The 16390-nt window shown below is 71.4% G+C and carries 11 protein-coding genes; 2 read left to right on the top strand and 9 right to left on the bottom strand.

Annotated elements, in window-relative coordinates:
* Position 1 precedes the first annotated feature (1 nt).
* Positions 2 to 1195 carry an acyl-CoA dehydrogenase family protein gene (locus ACHAAJ_RS13780; RefSeq protein WP_435728760.1) on the top strand — a complete coding sequence of 398 codons (1194 nt, stop codon included), beginning with the start codon at positions 2 to 4 and terminating at the stop codon, positions 1193 to 1195.
* A 52-nt stretch (positions 1196 to 1247) separates the two neighbouring features.
* On the opposite strand, the gene ACHAAJ_RS13775 is transcribed toward ACHAAJ_RS13780, so the two are convergent.
* Together ACHAAJ_RS13775 and ACHAAJ_RS13770 are read right to left on the bottom strand one after the other, a co-directional pair.
* Positions 1248 to 3443, bottom strand: coding sequence for a cell wall-binding repeat-containing protein (locus tag ACHAAJ_RS13775; RefSeq protein WP_435728759.1), 2196 nt, complete (start codon positions 3441 to 3443; stop codon positions 1248 to 1250).
* A gap of 93 nt (positions 3444 to 3536) precedes the next feature.
* The gene (locus ACHAAJ_RS13770) at positions 3537 to 4328 is read right to left on the bottom strand and encodes a DUF1684 domain-containing protein (RefSeq protein ID WP_435728758.1); all 792 of its coding nucleotides are present in this window, start codon (positions 4326 to 4328) and stop codon (positions 3537 to 3539) included.
* A gap of 28 nt (positions 4329 to 4356) precedes the next feature.
* On the opposite strand from ACHAAJ_RS13770, the gene ACHAAJ_RS13765 reads away from it, so the two are divergent.
* On the top strand, positions 4357 to 4683 hold the full coding sequence (locus tag ACHAAJ_RS13765; protein ID WP_435728757.1) for a hypothetical protein: 327 nt from the start codon (positions 4357 to 4359) through the stop codon (positions 4681 to 4683).
* A gap of 10 nt (positions 4684 to 4693) precedes the next feature.
* Here the strand turns inward: ACHAAJ_RS13765 and ACHAAJ_RS13760 are convergent, their stop codons facing one another.
* From ACHAAJ_RS13760 to ACHAAJ_RS13730, 7 genes are all read right to left on the bottom strand, one after another.
* Positions 4694 to 6292 (bottom strand): TspO-related membrane protein, encoded by a 1599-nt coding sequence (locus tag ACHAAJ_RS13760; RefSeq protein WP_435728756.1) that lies wholly within the window; start codon positions 6290 to 6292, stop codon positions 4694 to 4696.
* Complete coding sequence (locus ACHAAJ_RS13755) at positions 6285 to 6896, bottom strand: DedA family protein (RefSeq protein ID WP_435728755.1); 612 nt, start codon at positions 6894 to 6896, stop codon at positions 6285 to 6287. The genes ACHAAJ_RS13760 and ACHAAJ_RS13755 overlap by 8 nt, the downstream gene beginning before the upstream one ends.
* The gene (locus tag ACHAAJ_RS13750) at positions 6893 to 7825 is read right to left on the bottom strand and encodes a pseudouridine synthase (protein ID WP_435728754.1); all 933 of its coding nucleotides are present in this window, start codon (positions 7823 to 7825) and stop codon (positions 6893 to 6895) included. The genes ACHAAJ_RS13755 and ACHAAJ_RS13750 overlap by 4 nt, the downstream gene beginning before the upstream one ends.
* 58 nt (positions 7826 to 7883) lie before the next feature.
* Positions 7884 to 10274 carry an ATP-binding cassette domain-containing protein gene (locus ACHAAJ_RS13745; RefSeq protein WP_435728753.1) on the bottom strand — a complete coding sequence of 797 codons (2391 nt, stop codon included), beginning with the start codon at positions 10272 to 10274 and terminating at the stop codon, positions 7884 to 7886.
* A 39-nt stretch (positions 10275 to 10313) separates the two neighbouring features.
* Positions 10314 to 10523: a dodecin gene (locus ACHAAJ_RS13740; RefSeq protein WP_435728752.1), complete on the bottom strand. Its 210-nt coding sequence runs from the start codon at positions 10521 to 10523 to the stop codon at positions 10314 to 10316.
* 112 nt (positions 10524 to 10635) lie between these two features.
* On the bottom strand, positions 10636 to 11409 hold the full coding sequence (locus tag ACHAAJ_RS13735; protein WP_435728751.1) for an Fpg/Nei family DNA glycosylase: 774 nt from the start codon (positions 11407 to 11409) through the stop codon (positions 10636 to 10638).
* 141 nt (positions 11410 to 11550) lie between these two features.
* Positions 11551 to 16383: an ATP-dependent helicase gene (locus ACHAAJ_RS13730; RefSeq protein WP_435728750.1), complete on the bottom strand. Its 4833-nt coding sequence runs from the start codon at positions 16381 to 16383 to the stop codon at positions 11551 to 11553.
* Between the last annotated feature and the right edge of the window lie 7 nt (positions 16384 to 16390).

Genomic DNA, 16390 nt, shown 5'->3' with positions numbered 1-16390 from the left:
CGTGACGCGCGAGGACACTCACGCCACGGCGGCCGCCGCGGGACTGCCGAACGCCGACTTCCTGGCCGTGGAGGCGCAGCTTCCGCCGCGCGAACGCATCAAGCTGGCCGAGGTGCGCGAGTTCCTGGACCGCGAGGTGCTGCCGCACGCCTCCGGCTGGTGGAGCCGGGAGGAGTTCCCGCACCACCTGCTGGGCCGGCTCGGCGAGCTCGGCATCAGCACGCCGACCCGGCACGGGTATTCGCACCTGTTCCATGGCCTCCTGATCGCCGAGCTGGCGCGCGCCGACGCGTCGCTGGCCACGTTCTTCATGATCCACCACGACCTCTTCGTCGAGTCGCTGCACGCGTTCGGCACCGACCGCCAGCGGAGCCTGTATCTGGAGGACGCGGCGGCCCTGCGCACCACCGGCGCGTTCGCGCTGACGGAACCGGACCACGGCTCGGATGTTGCCCGCGGCATGGAGACGACGGCGCGGCGCGACGGCGACGAATGGGTCGTCAACGGACGCAAGCGGTGGATCGGCAACGGGACCTTCTGCGACCACATGCTGCTCTGGGCGAACGACGCCGACACCGGGGAAGTGCGCGGGTTCGTCCTGGACACCTCGCTGCCGGGTTTCACCGCCACGCGGATCGAGGACAAGATCGCGTTGCGCACGGTGCAGAATGCGGACATCGTGCTGCGCGACGTGCGGATTTCAGAGCTGGACCGGTTCCCCGGCATCGATTCGTTCGCGGACACCAACCAGCTGCTGCGCTCCAGCCGCATCATGGTCGGCTGGGTGGCGGTCGGCCAGCAGCTGGCCGCGTTCGACGTCGCGCGCGACTACGTGCTTCGGCGGCGGCAGTTCGGACGCCCGCTGGCGTCGTTCCAACTGGTCCAACAGCACCTGGCGCAGATGCTCGGCAACGCCACGGCGTCGTTGACGATGATGGCGCAGCTCGCGGCCCTGCAGCGTGTGGGGCAGGAGAACATGCCGCAGGCGGCGCTCGCCAAATCGTTCACGACCCTGCGGATGCGCGAGACCGTCGCGGCCGGGCGGGCGCTGCTCGGCGGCAACGGGATCGTCGCGGACCGGCGCATGGCCAAGATCTTCGCCGATGCCGAGGCGGTCTTCACCTACGAGGGCACCTACGACATCAACTCGCTGATCGTCGGCCGCGCGGTGACGGGAATTTCGGCCTTCGGCTAGCCCCGCGGACGGCCCCGGGCGCCGGAGGCGGGGCACCGGGACGCCGCGCGCGTCAGCAGACGCTCGGCTCGCCGCCCGCGGAGTAGACGCCGGTGGAGGAGATGACGCCGGTGCCGCCCAGGAGGACGTTCGTCCAACCCTCCGTGTTCGCCAGCGCGTCGGCAACCGGGGACGGCATGCACGATTGCCTGGTCAGCAGCAGCGGGGCGCCGTTGTAGGCGGCCGAGACCGCGCCCGTGAGGCCGTCAGGGTAGTTCGCGCCGGACGTGAAGAACTGCCGCTGCGATCCCGACCAGAAGTAGTGGTTGGCGATCGCCGCCGACGTCGCGTAGCGGTCGGCGCCGTACTTGCGCGTGACGGAAATGCCCGGCACCGCGGCCTCGATCTCCGCGACGACATCCGGCGAGACCACGCTCGGCCCGCCGGCGATGTGGACCGCCTGGGGCTTGAGCCGCCGGAGCGCGGCGGCGGTCGACGGCGGAAGGGCGTCGGTCTGTGTCAGCAGCAGGGGTTGTTTGGCCCGCGCCGCCACCGCCGCGAGCGAGAGCGCGTCGGGGTAGTTGCGTCCGCTCGCCAGGAAGACGGTGTTCGCGGAGCTCCAGGTGTCGGAGATGTCCTTGGCCGTTTCGTAGCGGTCCCCGCCCTGGAGCCGGGTCACCGGAGCGATGTCCGCGAGCTCTCGTTCGGCATCGGAGCCCACGGACAGCCCGCCGCCCAAGACATAGATGGCCTTCGGGGACAGTCGACGGATCTCGGACAACGTCTGCGACGGCACGCCCGCCTGCGGGGTCAACAACAGGGGCGCGTTCCTGGACACCGCAAACGCGGATCCGGATAGCGCGTCCGGGAAGTCGTTGCCGGACGCCACGACGACGGCGGGCGCGGCGGACGGGAACGTCTTGCGGGAGATGGCGACGGCGGTCTCGTACCGGTTGGCGCCTCCGAGGCGCACGGGCGCCAGTCGGGTCGGCCACACGTCGCCGTCACCCAGGTACTCCGTGGTCAGCCGGTAGGGGGTGGACCGCCGGTTGTTCGCGAAATCCTTGAGCGTGGCGAGGTCGCCGTTCCAGACGTTGCCGTCGACCTCCTGTGTGCTGCCGATCAGGTCGGCGGTGAAGGTGTACTGCCAGATGTTGAACGTCGTCCAGCCTTCGGGGAGTTCCCGCGCGTTCTTCGGCACGCTGGTCGCCGTCGGCACGAGCGAGACGTGGAGCGGCCAGTCCTTGAACGCCGTCGAGTCGCCAGTGCACACGTCCCACCACGATTGGGCCGTGTAGATCATCGGGAGGCGACCGGTGCGTTCCTCGACGGTGCTGCCGAAGTCCTCGATCCACGACACCATCTGGGCCGGCGTCAGGCCGTAGCACGCGTCGCCCTCGCCCTCGGGGTACGTCGTGCTGGTGTACGGGTTCCATTCGATGTCCAGCAGCGGGGGGAGCGTCTTGCCGTCGGCGGACCAGCCTCCGCCGTTGTCCATGAACTCGATGGCTTGGTCCCTGCCCGAGGAGTGCGCGGGTTTGGCGAAGTGGTACGCGCCGCGCACCATGCCCTGGTTGGCCGATCCGTTGTACTGCTGGGGAAAGTAGGGGTTCTTGTACAGGTTGGCGTACGGGCCCCACGACTCCGTGGCCTTGACGTACGCGAAGCGGGTGTCCTTGCCCCACGCGTAGCTCCAGTCCACGTTGCCCTGGTGGCCCGAGACGTCGACGCCCAGCACGCCGGGCGGACGCCAGGTGCGCAGCGATTCGGTGTTCGCCTGGATCTGCAGGGAGGCGGTTTCGGCGTGGAACACCCCGGATGTGCCCGGGGTGGGCGTGGTTTGGGGCTGTTCCGCGGCCGTTCCAGCGGCGACATCCTCCGCGGCGGCAGCGAGCCGCTCCAGTTCCTCGATCGTGGGAGCCTGCGGGTTGTCGGTCTCTTCGAGCCTTTTCAGCCCCTGGCCCATGTGGGCGTCCGCGGCTCCGGTGCCCAGCGCCGCGTAGGCCTGCTCCGAGAGCCGGACGCGTTCAGCCGCCCCCGGATCGCCGGCTGCCGCCAATTCCTTGCGCAGAGACGCGGCGGCCTGGGCGGCCTCCGAGGGATCGGGGGCGGGCTCCGTGGTCGCTGGGGCCGGTGCCGTGGTTACGGGGACCCGCACTGCGGGTTCGGCTTCCAGGGGTTGAGCCCCGGCGGGTAGGGCAACGGATGCGGCCAGCGCCAGGGCGACCGTTGCTGCGACGAGGTGGGAAACCGGGTTGCGGTGAAGCATAAACGTCCTGGGGTCGCGACCGCTCGGGGCCGTGTGAATGCAGGGAAGCATGGGGCTGGTGTGCTTCCAGTGTACCCGCGATGTTTCGTAAGGCTAGGGCAGTTGCTCCCCGGCGGTGACGGACAGGTCCAGGCGGTTGCCGTCGACCGGTGCCGGGCACACCGCGTGGGGAGTGAACGCAAAGGGATAGTCGAGTGTGCGGTTGAAGTCGAGGACCACCGTTCCATCAGCGGCCGGCGCGGCGGTCAGGAACCGCCACGCCGGCGTCGTGACCCCGTTGGTCTGGTCGTGGAAGGACAAGATCAATTCACCGGAGCCCCCGGCCACCGCCGTGAGCCGGTGCTCCCGGTCTTCCATCTCGAAAACCACTTCTCCCACGGCCGTCGCGGTCAGTCGCGTGTCGTCGCGATAGGTGGCGATCCCGACGCGCCGCGGGCGGTCGGCGGGTTCGAACCGGCCGGACACGACCCACGCCGCGTCGTGGGGAAAGGTCGGGACGCCGCCGAAATCGTCGAGCGCCGTGGTGCGGCGCTCGCGGGTGCGGACCATGTACCGCGCATCGCGCAGCCCCAGCTCGACGACCGTCGAGCCGCGCCGCACCCAGAGCAGGGATTCGCCCTCGCCCAGCGAACGGTGGTGCGTGCCCACCAACGGGACGTCCGGTTCCGTGGAGGCACCGCCGTCGTGCTCGACTACGCCCTCAGGCGCCGCGGCCTCCAGCACGGCGGCGCCACCGTCGACGCTCCACAGGCCGGGGAACAGATCGATCCTGCCCGGCGCGGCCGGTAGCCATTGGAAGGAGGTCAACGTGAGCCAGCCGTATTCGGAGGCGAGGGAATCCTCGCGGTTCCGGCGCCAGCGCTTCCAGGATTCGACGTCTGCCATGCAGCCAGTGTCCCATTAGTGTTGAGCGGTGCCTTCCTTCCGCGCCCAGCTGAACATCGTCTCGCTACGCCCCGGGCACCGCCCCGAGGCGGTGATGGAGGCCGCCGTGGAATCCCTCGCCGCGCGGCACCACGTCGAGGCCAACCAGCTGGACATCGTGGCCGGGACGCCGAGGATTACGTTGCGCTTCACGGTAGGCGACGACGAGTGGGACGGCGAGACGCGGCGTGCGTGCGAGTCGGCGGCACGGATGCGGGCCGCCGTCGAGGCCGTCGCCGTGACGGAGCGGCTGGTGGTCCTGCGGCGGATCCGCGGACGCTGGAGCCCGATGCGGCACCCCGGCGGCGGGTCCTAGAACTCGAGTCCTAGAACTCGGTGCGCTGGCCGCGGGCGGCGCGGCGTTCGGCGTGGCCGATCTGGTAGCGCCGGTTCTCGGTCGCGAGCAGCGTGATGAACGCACAGAGGCCCGCCATGATCGCCACCGCGGCGGATTCGTTCTGCCCGATCAACCGGGCCATCATCAGCCAGAAGAGGCCCCAAGCGAAGCCGATGGCCACCACGATCCGTCCGCGCTCGGACATGCAGAACGACACCGCGGCCCACGTGGCCCCGAGCAGCGCGACCACGCCCCACAGGCTCGCCGGCAGCAGCACGTCGATGCCGCGCGAGGTCAGCCAGACGCCCAGATTCATGGGTGCCACCACCAGCATCCATCCGAGGTATAGGCCCACGGGCGCGTCCACGAGGATCCGCTCCGTCCGGCTCCGGGCGGTGCGCAGGTTGAGCATGCGCAGTCCGTAGACGAGCAAACCCGTCGTGACGATGGAGATCCACAGCGACGTCGAGACCATGCCGTTGCGTGCGGCCAGCAGCCACAGCGCGCCCAACACCCCGGCGCCGCCCGCGACGTAACCGAGCGATCGTTGTCGGGGCGAGGACCGTTGCGTGGGGTGCCACTGGTAGGCGGCGAAGGCCCCGAGGGCAAGGAAGACGACGCCCCAGAGGGCAAACGAATCGACTTCGATCGAGAGCAGCGCGACGTCCGGATGGAACGGCGAATCCGGTGTGGCATGGACGGTGGTTCCGCCGAACCAGCCCAGTGCCGGGAATCCGAGGAACAGTGTCAGTGCCGCGGCCACGGAGACGGCTACGCGGCGGTAGGCGTCCTGCCGGTTCTCGGCCGGGTCCGGGTCCGTGGACGGGAGGTTGTACGGGGGAATGTAGATCGGTTCCTCGTCCGGCTCCTCGACCCAGACGGGCTGCCGCTCCGGAAGTTCCTCCTCCTCGAGGAGGTCGTCGATGGGGCTTTGTGGAAGCGTGTGCGAGGTCTCGATCGCCTGGCGCGCTCTTTCGACGAGGGTGGCATGTTGGGCGGCCGAGGCCGCCCGTTCGGCTTCCTCGCGCTTCAGGAGCTCTTCGCGGGCGCGTTCCGCCGCGGCCCGTTCGGCCTCCAGCCGCTTCGTTTCGGCGCGTTCGGCCGCCGCGGCGCGGTCGGCGGCTTCCTGGGCGGCGCGGGCGCGTTCGCGCACCCGGCGGGCGGCGGCGCGCTCCCGCGAGCGTTCGGCCGCGGCGGCCCGGCGGCGCCCCATGGCGTCGGACAGTTGGACGCGCGTCGTAGCCCAGTCGGGCTGGTGCAGGTTGTCGAACCAGTCGCTGAGTCGCTTGGGGGAGCCCGACGCGTCGACGGCGGGGCGGCCCGTGCCCATGTGACGCGCGGCGGGCGGCCTGGAGGGGGTCGGTGGGGTCGTGGGCCGGGCGGGCTTGTCCTGGGCGGACTTGCCCTGTCGCGGCGCGTTTTTCGCCGGCGCCGTGGGGCGCGGCGCCTCTGGCGGAAGGGCGTGAGCGTCGGCGGTGGATCCGGGCGCCCTGGGCGCGTCGGAGGTTGCGGAGCCGACCGGCTGGCTCGAACGGAGCCGCTCGAGCGCCGACGAGGTCGCGGAGGTCCCCTCGCGCGTCTCAGCCATTGCCGTGCATCCCTTTCGATCGCGAGTGGAGGGCCATCAAACCCGCCAGAACCACACCGACTAGCGTACCCAATGCCATCCCGATCATGGCGGAGGCCCAAGAGGGAAGTCCGGTTGCCGTACCCGTGGCGTAACCCAGCGACACCATCCAAACCGCCCAGAGCGCGGCGCCCACACCCGACAACACGAGGAAAGGCGCCAGCGGCACGCCGGCGATCCCGGCGGCGGCAACGGAGGCCGTCCGACCGCCGGAGACGAACCTCACGCCCACCAATCCGGCATAGGTGGTTTCCCGTCCGACGCGGTTGACCAGCCGAATGGTGTTGCGGTGGATCCAACGACCCCAGGCGAACCGGTCGAACCAGCGCGTCAGGCCATGCCGGAACACCAGATAGAGGGCGATGTCGCCGACCCAGCAACCCGCGGCGGCCACCAGGGCGGCGGCGGGCAAAAGCAGGTGCCCCTCGGCCGCGAGCGGGCCGGCGCCGAGCACGAGCAGTTCCGACGGAAGCGGCGGCAGGAGCGCGTCCAGCGCGACCAGCACGAACGTCAGCGGGTAGTACCAGGATCCGAGGTCTCCGGAAAGGGCGGCGTCCAGGCTCACTCCGGCCGCTCGCGAAGCGTCTGCCCCGAACGGTACTCGACCTCCGCGCCGGAGAGCGGATCGGTGAACGCGATGGAGCGGGCGAGCAGTTGCAGGGGGCGCGCATGGTCGTCGGGGGCCTGGTCCAGCAGGACGGGGTAGAACGCGTCGTTGAGGATCCCGCGTCCGAGCGCGGCCATGTGCACCCGCAGCTGGTGCGTCTTGCCGGTGTGCGGCTGGAGACGGAACAGCCCGACGTCGGTGCCCGCGTGCGTGCCCGCGCTCTTCCCGGTGCGCAGCAGCGAGATCCGGCTCTCGGCGTTCGGCGTCCCGGGCTCGACGACGGACAGCAGCGTGCCCTTCGTCTTGGCCATCCGGTTCCGGAAGACGACGGGACCGTCGTGGGCGGAACCGCCGGGGAGCGCGCTGACACACTCGTATTCCTTGCGGATCTGGCGCCTCTCGAACAGGATCTGGTACTTGCCGCGGGTGCGCGGGTTCGTCGAGAACAGGATGACGCCGGCCGTCGCGCGGTCCAGGCGGTGCATGGGAATCAGGTCGGGCAGGCCCAGCCGGTTGCGCAGTCTGACCAGGGCCGATTCCTGCACGAACCGGCCGCCCGGCGTCGTCGGCAGGAAATGCGGCTTGTCGACCACCAGCAGATCGTCGTCCCGGTGCAGGATCGTTTCGGTGAACGGGATGGGTTCCTCCGCCGGCAGGTTCCGGTAGTACCAGAGGAACTCGTGCGGGCCCAGCGGGGTGTGCGCGTCGAGGGGACGGCCGCCGAGCCCCACCACCTCGCCGTCGTGGAACCGCCGGACGATCCCGTCCGGGTCGACATGGCCGAACCGGTGCAGGACGTAGTCCATAACCGTGTCCCATTCGCCGTCCCTGGGCAGGCGCAGTCGCGTCGCGTTGACGCCGTCGCGCACGGGGAGGGGGGATTGCATGGCCATCCCCCCAGTGTCCCACGGTGCGACCGTGGCCCCGCGACGCCGGCGGGTCCGTTCAGCCCCCGACGTACGCGGCGAGGTGCTTGCCGGTGAGGGTGGAGCGGGCGGCCGACAGGTCCGCCGGCGTCCCCTCGAAGACGACCTTGCCGCCGTCGTGCCCGGCGCCCGGACCCAGGTCGATGATCCAGTCCGCGTGCGCCATCACGGCCTGGTGGTGCTCGATCACGATGACCGACTTGCCGGAGTCGACGAGTCGGTCGAGCAGGCCCAACAGGTTTTCGACGTCCGCGAGGTGCAGGCCGGTGGTCGGCTCGTCGAGGACGTAGACGTCGCCCTTTTCGGCCATCTGCGTGGCCAGCTTCACGCGTTGCCGCTCGCCGCCGGACAGCGTCGTGAGGGGCTGGCCGAGCGTGAGGTAGCCGAGCCCGACGTCGACGAGCCGGTCCAGGACCTTGTGCGCGGCCGGGGTGCGGGCGTGCCCGGAGCCGAAGAACGCCTCCGCCTCGGCCACGGACATCGCCAGGACCTCCGAGATATCCAGGCCGCCGAGGGTGTACTCCAGCACGGCGGCCTGGAAGCGCCGGCCCTCGCATTCTTCGCACGTGGACTCCACGGTCGCCATCACGCCGAGTTCGGTGAAGAGGACGCCCGCGCCGTTGCAGGTGGGGCAGGCGCCCTCGGAGTTGGAGCTGAAAAGGGCCGGCTTCACGCCGTTGGCCTTGGCGAACGCCTTGCGGATCGGTTCGAGCAGTCCCGTGTAGGTTGCCGGGTTGCTGCGGCGCGAACCCTTGATCGCGGCCTGGTCGATGACGACGACGCCCTCGCGGCCGGCGACCGAGCCGTTGATCAGCGAGCTCTTGCCGGAACCCGCGACGCCGGTGACGACGCACAGGATGCCGAGGGGGATGTCGACGTCGACGCAGCGGAGGTTGTGTGTCGACGCGCCGCGTACCTCGAGGGCTCCCGCGGGCGCGCGCACGGAGTCCCTGAACCGGACCCGGTCGTCGAGGTGGCGGCCCGTGACGGTGTCGCTCGCGCGCAGGTCCTCCACGGTGCCCTCGAAGCAGACGCGGCCGCCCTCCGTGCCCGCGCCGGGGCCCAGATCGACGACGCGGTCCGCGATGGCGATCGTCTCCGGCTTGTGCTCGACGACGAGGACCGTGTTGCCCTTGTCGCGCAATTGCAGCAGCAGCTGGTTCATGCGCTCGATGTCGTGGGGGTGGAGGCCAATGGTGGGCTCGTCGAAGACGTACGTGACGTCGGTGAGCGAGGACCCGAGGTGGCGGATCATCTTGGCGCGCTGGGCCTCGCCTCCGGAGAGCGTGCCGGCCGGCCGGTCCAGGGAGAGGTAGCCGAGGCCGATCTCGGCGAACGAGTCGAGCAGGTGCTGCAGGCCCCTCAACAGGGGAGCGACCGTGGGCTCCTCGAGGGTTCGGACCCAGACGGCCAGGTCGCTGATCTGCATCGCGCACAGGTCGGCGATGCCCCGGCCCTGGATCTTGGCGGACCGGGCCTCGGGGCTCAGCCGCGTCCCGCCGCACTCCGGGCAGGCCTGGAACGTGATGGCCCGCTCGACGAAAGCGCGGATGTGCGGCTGCATGGCCTCGACGTCCTTGGAGAGCATGGACTTCTGGATCTTCGGGATCACGCCCTCGAAGGTGAGATTGATGCCCTCGACCTTGATCTTCGTCGGCTCCTTGTACAGGAGGTCGTCGAGTTCCTTCTTGCTGAACTTCGCGATGGGCTTGTCCATGTCGAAGCCGGCGCCGCTGAAGATACGGCCGTACCAGCCGTCCATGCTGTACCCGGGGATGGTCAGCGCGCCCTCGGCGAGGGACTTGCCGTCGTCGTACAGCGCGGTGAGGTCGAAGTCGGAGACCGCCCCCGTGCCTTCGCAACGCGGGCACATCCCGCCGAGGTAGAGTACGTTGCGCACCACGCTCCGCTCGGTCCGTCCGCCCTTCTCGGTGCTCATCACCCCGCTGGCCTTGCGCGTGGGGACGTTGAAGGAGAACGCGGTCGGCGGGCCGACATACGGGGCTCCGAGCCGGCTGAACAGGATCCGCAGCATCGCGTTCGCGTCCGTGACCGTCCCGACCGTGGAACGCGGGTTGGCGCCCAGTCGCTCCTGGTCCACCAGGATGGCGGTGGTCAGCCCCTCGAGCGCGTCGACCTCGGGGCGCGCCAGCGAGGGCACGAAGCCCTGCACGAACGCGCTGTAGGTCTCGTTGATCATGCGCTGGGACTCGGCGGCGATCGTCCCGAAGACCAGGGAGCTCTTGCCGGAGCCGGACACCCCGGTGAACACCGTGAGCCGCCGCTTCGGAATCTCGACGCTGACGTCCCTGAGGTTGTTCACCCGGGCGCCCTGCACGCGGATCACCGCGTGCGTGTCCGCGGCGTGGGGCACGGCGCCCGGGGCGTCCGTCGGCGCTGGCGTGCTCATCGCTGCTCCATCGTCGTGGCCCGGCACCGCCGGGCGCGGTTAGTCGTCGATACGGAAGCCTAGCTTGATCGCCACCTGCCAGTCGGCGACCTTGCCGTCGACGATGTGGCCGCGGATCTGCCCCACCTCGAACCAGTCCAGGTTGCGCAGGGTCTTGTTCGCCTGGGCCACGGCGTTGTCGACGGCCGCCTCGACGCCGTCCGGGGACGTGCCGACGATTTCGGAAACGCTGTACACGTGGTTCGCCATGGGAGATCCTCCAAGTATCGGCGGCCCCGACCTGCGCGGGGCCCGTTCGGCCAACCTACCGCCGCGGTGCGCGTCCGTCCATGGCCGTCCGCCGCCGGCGTCCGCGGTCCCCTCAGCGGGCGGTGCCCGCCGAGGCGGCCACGTTGCTCGGCAGCGACTGGCACTGGGGGCACCAGTAGAGTTCTGCCGTTTCGGTGAGCTCGTGGGCGATGTCCTGTCCGCAGCGCGGACACGGCCGCCCGGCGCGCCCGTAGACCCAGTGCGGTTCGGGATGCGCGGCCGGGGTGGTGACGCGGCGGGCGCTGTCCTTGTTGGCGTGCAGCAACTGGTGGGCCAGGTCGACGACGAGCCGCAGGTCCGGCACCTCGCTCACCGGAAGGTGCGGGTGCACGCGGGCGAGGAAGAGCATCTCGGACCGGAAGACGTTGCCGAGCCCGGCGATCAGCCGCTGGTCCACCAGCGCGTGGCCGATGGCACGGTCCGGGGAGAGCAGCAACCGCCGCGTGGCCTCTTCGGCGTCCCAGTAGTGGCCCAGGGGGTCGGGACCCAGGTGTCCGACGACGGCGGGTTCCTCGACCGTGCGGATCACCTGCAGGGACGCCAGCTCGAAGCCGATGGCGTGGAAGTCGTTGTTCTTCAGGACGCACTTGGCCTTGAACGCCGGTGAGCGCCAGCGCTCGCCGGGGGCGTAGACGTCCCACCGCCCCTCGCCGGCGAGATCGCAGTGGATGCTCAGTTCACCCAGGCGGATGAGGAGGTGCTTGCCGCGGGAGACCACCGATCCCACGCGGGATCCCGCCAGGCTCAGGCCGATGTAGCGCGGCACGCGGAAATCGGTCGACCGCAGGACACGACCGGTCAGGGCCGCGTCCAGCATCCGCGCCATGCGGTGGACACTGTCTCCCTCAGCCAATGAACATCACGTCCTCGATTGCGGTTCCCCTACCTCTTGCAATCCTTGCATGAACGCGCACGTTGCGGGCGGGAAATGTCCGGCGGATCCTGCGGGCGGCCGTATTCGGGGTGTTCACAGGCGGAACCGGATGCCGCTGGGGGACGAATAGAAGCCCGCCTCCAGCAGCGCGGATCCGAGCGCCGAATCCAGGATCGGCAACCCGTTGGCCCGTTCCATGGACATCTTGTCCACCCGGGCGGTCCGCAGCGCGGCGACCAGCGCGCGGGACGCGGCGGCGAGCGCGCCGGCGTCGTTCCCGAAGGCCAGCACGGTCTTGCCGCCGCGTTCGACGTACAGGCACAGCGCCCCATCCACCAGCACGACGACGGCGCCCGCCTTCCGCCCGGGGCGGTGGCCCGTGGCCGCGGGGGAGTTCGGGGACGCCTCCAGCGCGGGCCACGGGAGGGCGGCCCCGTAAGGGTTCGCCGGATCGGTGGCGGCCAGGGCGACGGCTGCCGGAACCCGGCCGGGCGTCCCGGCGGAGGAACCGGCGCCTCCCGCCGCGGAATCCGCCGCGTGGACCGCGTCGAGGTCGGTGTCCCGAGTGTGGCCGCGGAGCCGGTCGACCGTCGCCGGGACGGAGAACTGCGCCGCCCCGAGGCGTTCGATGAAGTAGCCGCGGCGGGTCCGCCCGGACTCCTCCAGCCGGCTCAGGACCCGGTACAGCAGCCCGAACCCGCCGGGGACGTCCTCGGCCATCACGGAGCCGCGCGTCAGCACGCCGTAGCGGTCCAACAGGTACTCCGCCGTGGCGTGGGCCCGCAGTGTGGGGTCCGCCTCCGGCGCGGGCAACCGCGACCAGCGTCCGGCGGCCCCGGGCAGCGAAGGCGTGGCGAGTGCGGCAGCGCCGGGCCGCAGTCCCGCCCCGCGTGCCTCGGTGGCGAGGCCGGCGTCGTGCATTCCGGGTCCGCGCATGCCGCGGAGCCGGCCGATGCGGGCCGCGCGGGCGCGGGGAGCGCCGGCGCGCTGCTTGTGCGCGGTCCGTCCCCCGCCCAGCAGGCCGCGCACCGGGGCGAAGGTATCGTTCCCGACGAGGCCGGCCCACACCAGTTCCCAGAGCGCGCCGAGGATGTCCACGTCGTTCAGGGCAGAGTGGGCTTCCCGCACCGGTTCGGCCAGCTGCCGGAAGAAATAGCCCCCTCCCGTGCCGAGGACGTCCAGCAGGGATCGGTGCACCGCGCCCGGCTCGAAACCCGACTGAGGGGTCAGCGTCAGCGGCGCGTGTTCGGCCAGGTGCAACGACACCCAGCCGTCGTTTCCCGCCAGGCCGCCCGCCCCGGACCACAGCACTTCGCCGGTGGCCATGAGCCCGTCGAGCATCGCCGGCTGGTAGTCCCGGACGCGCGCCGGCAGCACGAACGTCTCCCAGGCGCTCGCCGGGACCGGGACGCCGGAGAGCTGGTCGATCACGGTCGCGACCCCGTCGATGCCGCGCAGGTTCTCGCCGACGAACTGCCATTTGGGGAGGAACCGCCCGTAGGTGTCGGTGTCCACGGGCTCGACCTCGGCCCGGAGCGCGGCCAGGGAACGGCGGCGGATCTTCCGCAGGACCTCGGCGTCGCACCATTCGCTGGGCGCCGGGCGCGCGGCGTCGTCCGTCTGCGCGGTTTCGGTGGGCCGGAACTCGCCCTCGACGACGCGGCCCTCCGTGCCCAGCCGCCGCAACACCGAGAGCACGACGGCGGTGCCCAGTCCCAGCCGCTCCGCCGCCTCGGCGGCGGTGAACGGGCCGTGGGTGCGGGCGAAGCGTCCGACGAGGTCCCCGAGCGGGTCCGCGACCGGCTCGATGAAGGCCAGCGGCACGCCAATCGGCAGGGGGACCCCCAGCGCGTCGCGCAGCCGGGAGGCGTCCTCGATCGCGGCGTGCACCTGCCGGCCCGCGACGTTGACGGTCAGGGCGCGGTTCGCGCGCACCAGCGCCCGGACGTGGGCCTCGGCGCCCCCCGACCCCGGATCGGGGTGGAGCCGGCGGTCGATGTCCCCGGCCCCGAGCGGGCCCAAGAGGCGCAGCAGGTCCGCGGTGCCCTCGAGGCCCTTGAGTTTGCGGTCCTCGGTGAGCCGCTGGAGTTCGGCCTCCGTGCGGGCGATCACCGCCGGTTCCAGGAGCTCGCGGAGTTCGGCGCGGCCCAGCAGGTCGTTCAGGAGCCCGGGGTCCAGCGACAGGGCGGCGGCGCGGCGCTCTGCCAGCGGGGAATCGCCCTCGTAGAGGAACTGGGCGACGTAGCCGAACAGCAGGGACTGCGCGAACGGCGACGGTTGGCGGGTGGTGGTCTCCAGGATCCGGAGCTCGCGCTTGCCGATGGCCGCGGCGATGGCGCGCAGCGCCGGGAGGTCGTACACGTCCTGGAGGCACTCGCGGACGGTCTCGAGGATGATCGGGAACGTCGGGTACTTCCGCGCGACGTCCAGCAGTTGGGCCGACCGCTGGCGCTGCTGCCACAGGGGCGTCCGCTTGGCGGGGTTCTGCCGCGGGAGCAGGAGCGCCCGCGCCGCGCACTCGCGGAAGCGCGAGGCGAACAGCGCGGAGCCGCCCACCTCCGCGGTGACGATCGCGTCGAGCTCGTCCTCCTCGAACAGGAACAGCTCGGCACCGGGCGGTTCGTCCTCCATCATCGGGACGCGGAGCACGATCCCGTCGTCGGCCGCCATGGCGGAGCCGTCCAGGCCGTAGCGCTGGTGCAGGCGCGCGCCGACGGCCAGGGCCCAGGGGGCGTGAACGGGCAGGCCGAAGGGGGAATGCAGCACCACGCGCCAGTCGCCGAGCTCGTCCTGGAAGCGCTCGACCACCAGCGTCGTGTCGTTCGGGACCACGGTCGTGGCCTCTTGCTGTTCGCGCAGGTAGGCGGTGACGTTGGCGGCCGCCCACGCGTCCAGGCCCGCGGCCGCGAGGCGGGCGCCGGCGTCGTCCGGGGTGGAGGCGGCGAGCTCGCGCCGGAAGGCCCCGAGGGCCCGCCCGAGCTCCACGGGGCGGCCCAGGGAGTCGCCCTTCCAGAACGGGAGCTTGCCCGGTTGGCCGAACGCTGGGGAGACCAGGACGCGGTCGTGCGTGATGTCCTCGATCTTCCAGCTGGTGGCTCCGAGGGCGAACACGTCCCCGACGCGCGATTCGTAGACCATCTCCTCGTCGAGCTCGCCCACGCGCCGGCCGCCCTTGGCGGCGTCCTCGGAACCGACGAGGAAGACGCCGAACAACCCGCGGTCGGGGATGGTGCCTCCGCTGGTCACCGCGAGCCGCTGGGCGCCGGGGCGGCCGAGGATGGTGCCGGCGCCGCGGTCCCAGACGATCCGCGGTCGCAGCTCCGCGAACTCGTCGGACGGGTACTTGCCGGCCAGCAGGTCCAGCGTCGCCTCGAACGCGGAGCGCGGCAGGGACGCGAACGGCGCCGAGCGGCGGACGACGTCGAACCACTCCTCCGCGTCGACGGAGCCGAGCGCCGTGGCCGCGACCGTCTGCTGCGCGAGGATGTCCAGCGGGTTCGCGGGGATGGACAGCGGTTCGATGCCGCCGGCGCGCATGCGTTCGACCGTCACCGTGGTGTTGACCAGGTCCCCGCGGTGCTTGGGGAAAAAGACGCCCTGGGAGACCTCGCCGACCTGGTGGCCGGCGCGGCCCACGCGCTGCAGGCCCGAGGCCACCGAGTTCGGAGATTCGACCTGGACCACGAGATCGACCAGGCCCATGTCGATGCCGAGCTCGAGGGACGACGTCGCGACGACGCAGCGCAGGCGGCCGGACTTCAGGTCGTCCTCGATCTGGGCGCGCTGGTCCTTGGACACCGAGCCGTGGTGGGCGCGCGCGAGGAGCGGCTCGGCGCCGGACGTCGAGCCCGCCTGCGCCATCAGTTCCGCGGGCGGGCCGTTCCGCGGGGTCCGCTCGGTCCCGGTCCCGGTCCCCGGCGCGGTGTCCGGCCGTACCCACGGATCGTCCGGGCCCGCCATCGCGCGCTGTTCGTTGATCTCGTTCAGCCGGGCCGTGAGGCGCTCGGCGAGCCGCCGCGAGTTGGCGAAGACGATCGTGGACCGGTTCGCCTCGATCAGGTCGACGATCTTTTCCTCGACGTGGGGCCAGATGCTGGCCTGCGGCTGCAGCCCGGACGCCGCCCCGAGGTCGTGGGCGGCCGCGGCCGCGGGCAGGTCCGTCATGTCCTCCACCGGGACGGTGACCGTGAGGTCCCACCGCTTGGTGGACGGCGGGGCGACGATCCGGACGGGCAGGGCGCCGCCGAGGAACCGGGCCACCTCCTCGCGGGGCTCGACGGTGGCGGAGAGCCCGATCCGCTGGGCGGGCTTCGGCAGCAGCGCGTCGAGGCGTTCGAGCGACACGGCCAGGTGGGCTCCGCGCTTGGTCCCGGCGACGGCGTGGACTTCGTCCAGGATCACGGTGTCGACGGCCGCGAGCGTCTCGCGGGCCTGGGAGGTCAGCATCAGGAACAGCGACTCCGGGGTGGTGATCAGGATGTCCGGTGGCCGGGTGAGCAGGCGGCGGCGGTCCGCGGGCGGCGTGTCCCCGGAACGGACGCCGACCGTGATCTCGGGGGCGGGCAGCCCCAGCCGGGCGGCGGTCTGGGTGATGCCGATCAGCGGGGACCGGAGGTTCCGCTCCACGTCCACGCCGAGGGCCTTCAGCGGGGAGATGTACAGGACGCGCGTTGTGCGTCGCGGGGCCTTCTCGGGTTCCGGCCGGTTGTTCGACTCGCGGATAAAGGAGTCCAGCGCCCAGAGGAACGCCGAGAGCGTCTTGCCGGATCCGGTCGGGGCGACCACCAGCGCGTTGTCTCCGGCCGAGATCGCGTCCCAGGCACCCAACTGCGCCTCGGTCGGCGCGGCAAAGGCACCCCTGAACCATTCGCGGGTGGCCGGGGTGAAGCGGTCCAGCACCGTGGTTGCGGTCGACTCTTTGGCCATCGGCCTT

The organism is Arthrobacter arnarulunnguaqae, from assembly GCF_051262515.1.
In the GTDB taxonomy this organism is placed as follows: Bacteria; Actinomycetota; Actinomycetes; order Actinomycetales; family Micrococcaceae; genus Arthrobacter_N.
Note: the sequence above shows the minus strand (reverse complement) of the source record. Positions and strands in the feature narration are given on the sequence as shown.

Bases quoted from the DNA above. Each gene is read 5' to 3' on its own strand.
- ACHAAJ_RS13775 (WP_435728759.1), bottom strand. From the start codon at position 3,443: ATGCTTCACCGCAACCCGGTTTCCCACCTCGTCGCAGCAACGGTCGCC.
- ACHAAJ_RS13770 (WP_435728758.1), bottom strand. From the start codon at position 4,328: ATGGCAGACGTCGAATCCTGGAAGCGCTGGCGCCGGAACCGCGAGGAT.
- ACHAAJ_RS13760 (WP_435728756.1), bottom strand. From the start codon at position 6,292: ATGGCTGAGACGCGCGAGGGGACCTCCGCGACCTCGTCGGCGCTCGAG.
- ACHAAJ_RS13750 (WP_435728754.1), bottom strand. From the start codon at position 7,825: ATGCAATCCCCCCTCCCCGTGCGCGACGGCGTCAACGCGACGCGACTG.
- ACHAAJ_RS13745 (WP_435728753.1), bottom strand. From the start codon at position 10,274: ATGAGCACGCCAGCGCCGACGGACGCCCCGGGCGCCGTGCCCCACGCC.
- ACHAAJ_RS13740 (WP_435728752.1), bottom strand. From the start codon at position 10,523: ATGGCGAACCACGTGTACAGCGTTTCCGAAATCGTCGGCACGTCCCCG.
- ACHAAJ_RS13735 (WP_435728751.1), bottom strand. From the start codon at position 11,409: ATGGCGCGGATGCTGGACGCGGCCCTGACCGGTCGTGTCCTGCGGTCG.
- ACHAAJ_RS13730 (WP_435728750.1), bottom strand. From the start codon at position 16,383: ATGGCCAAAGAGTCGACCGCAACCACGGTGCTGGACCGCTTCACCCCG.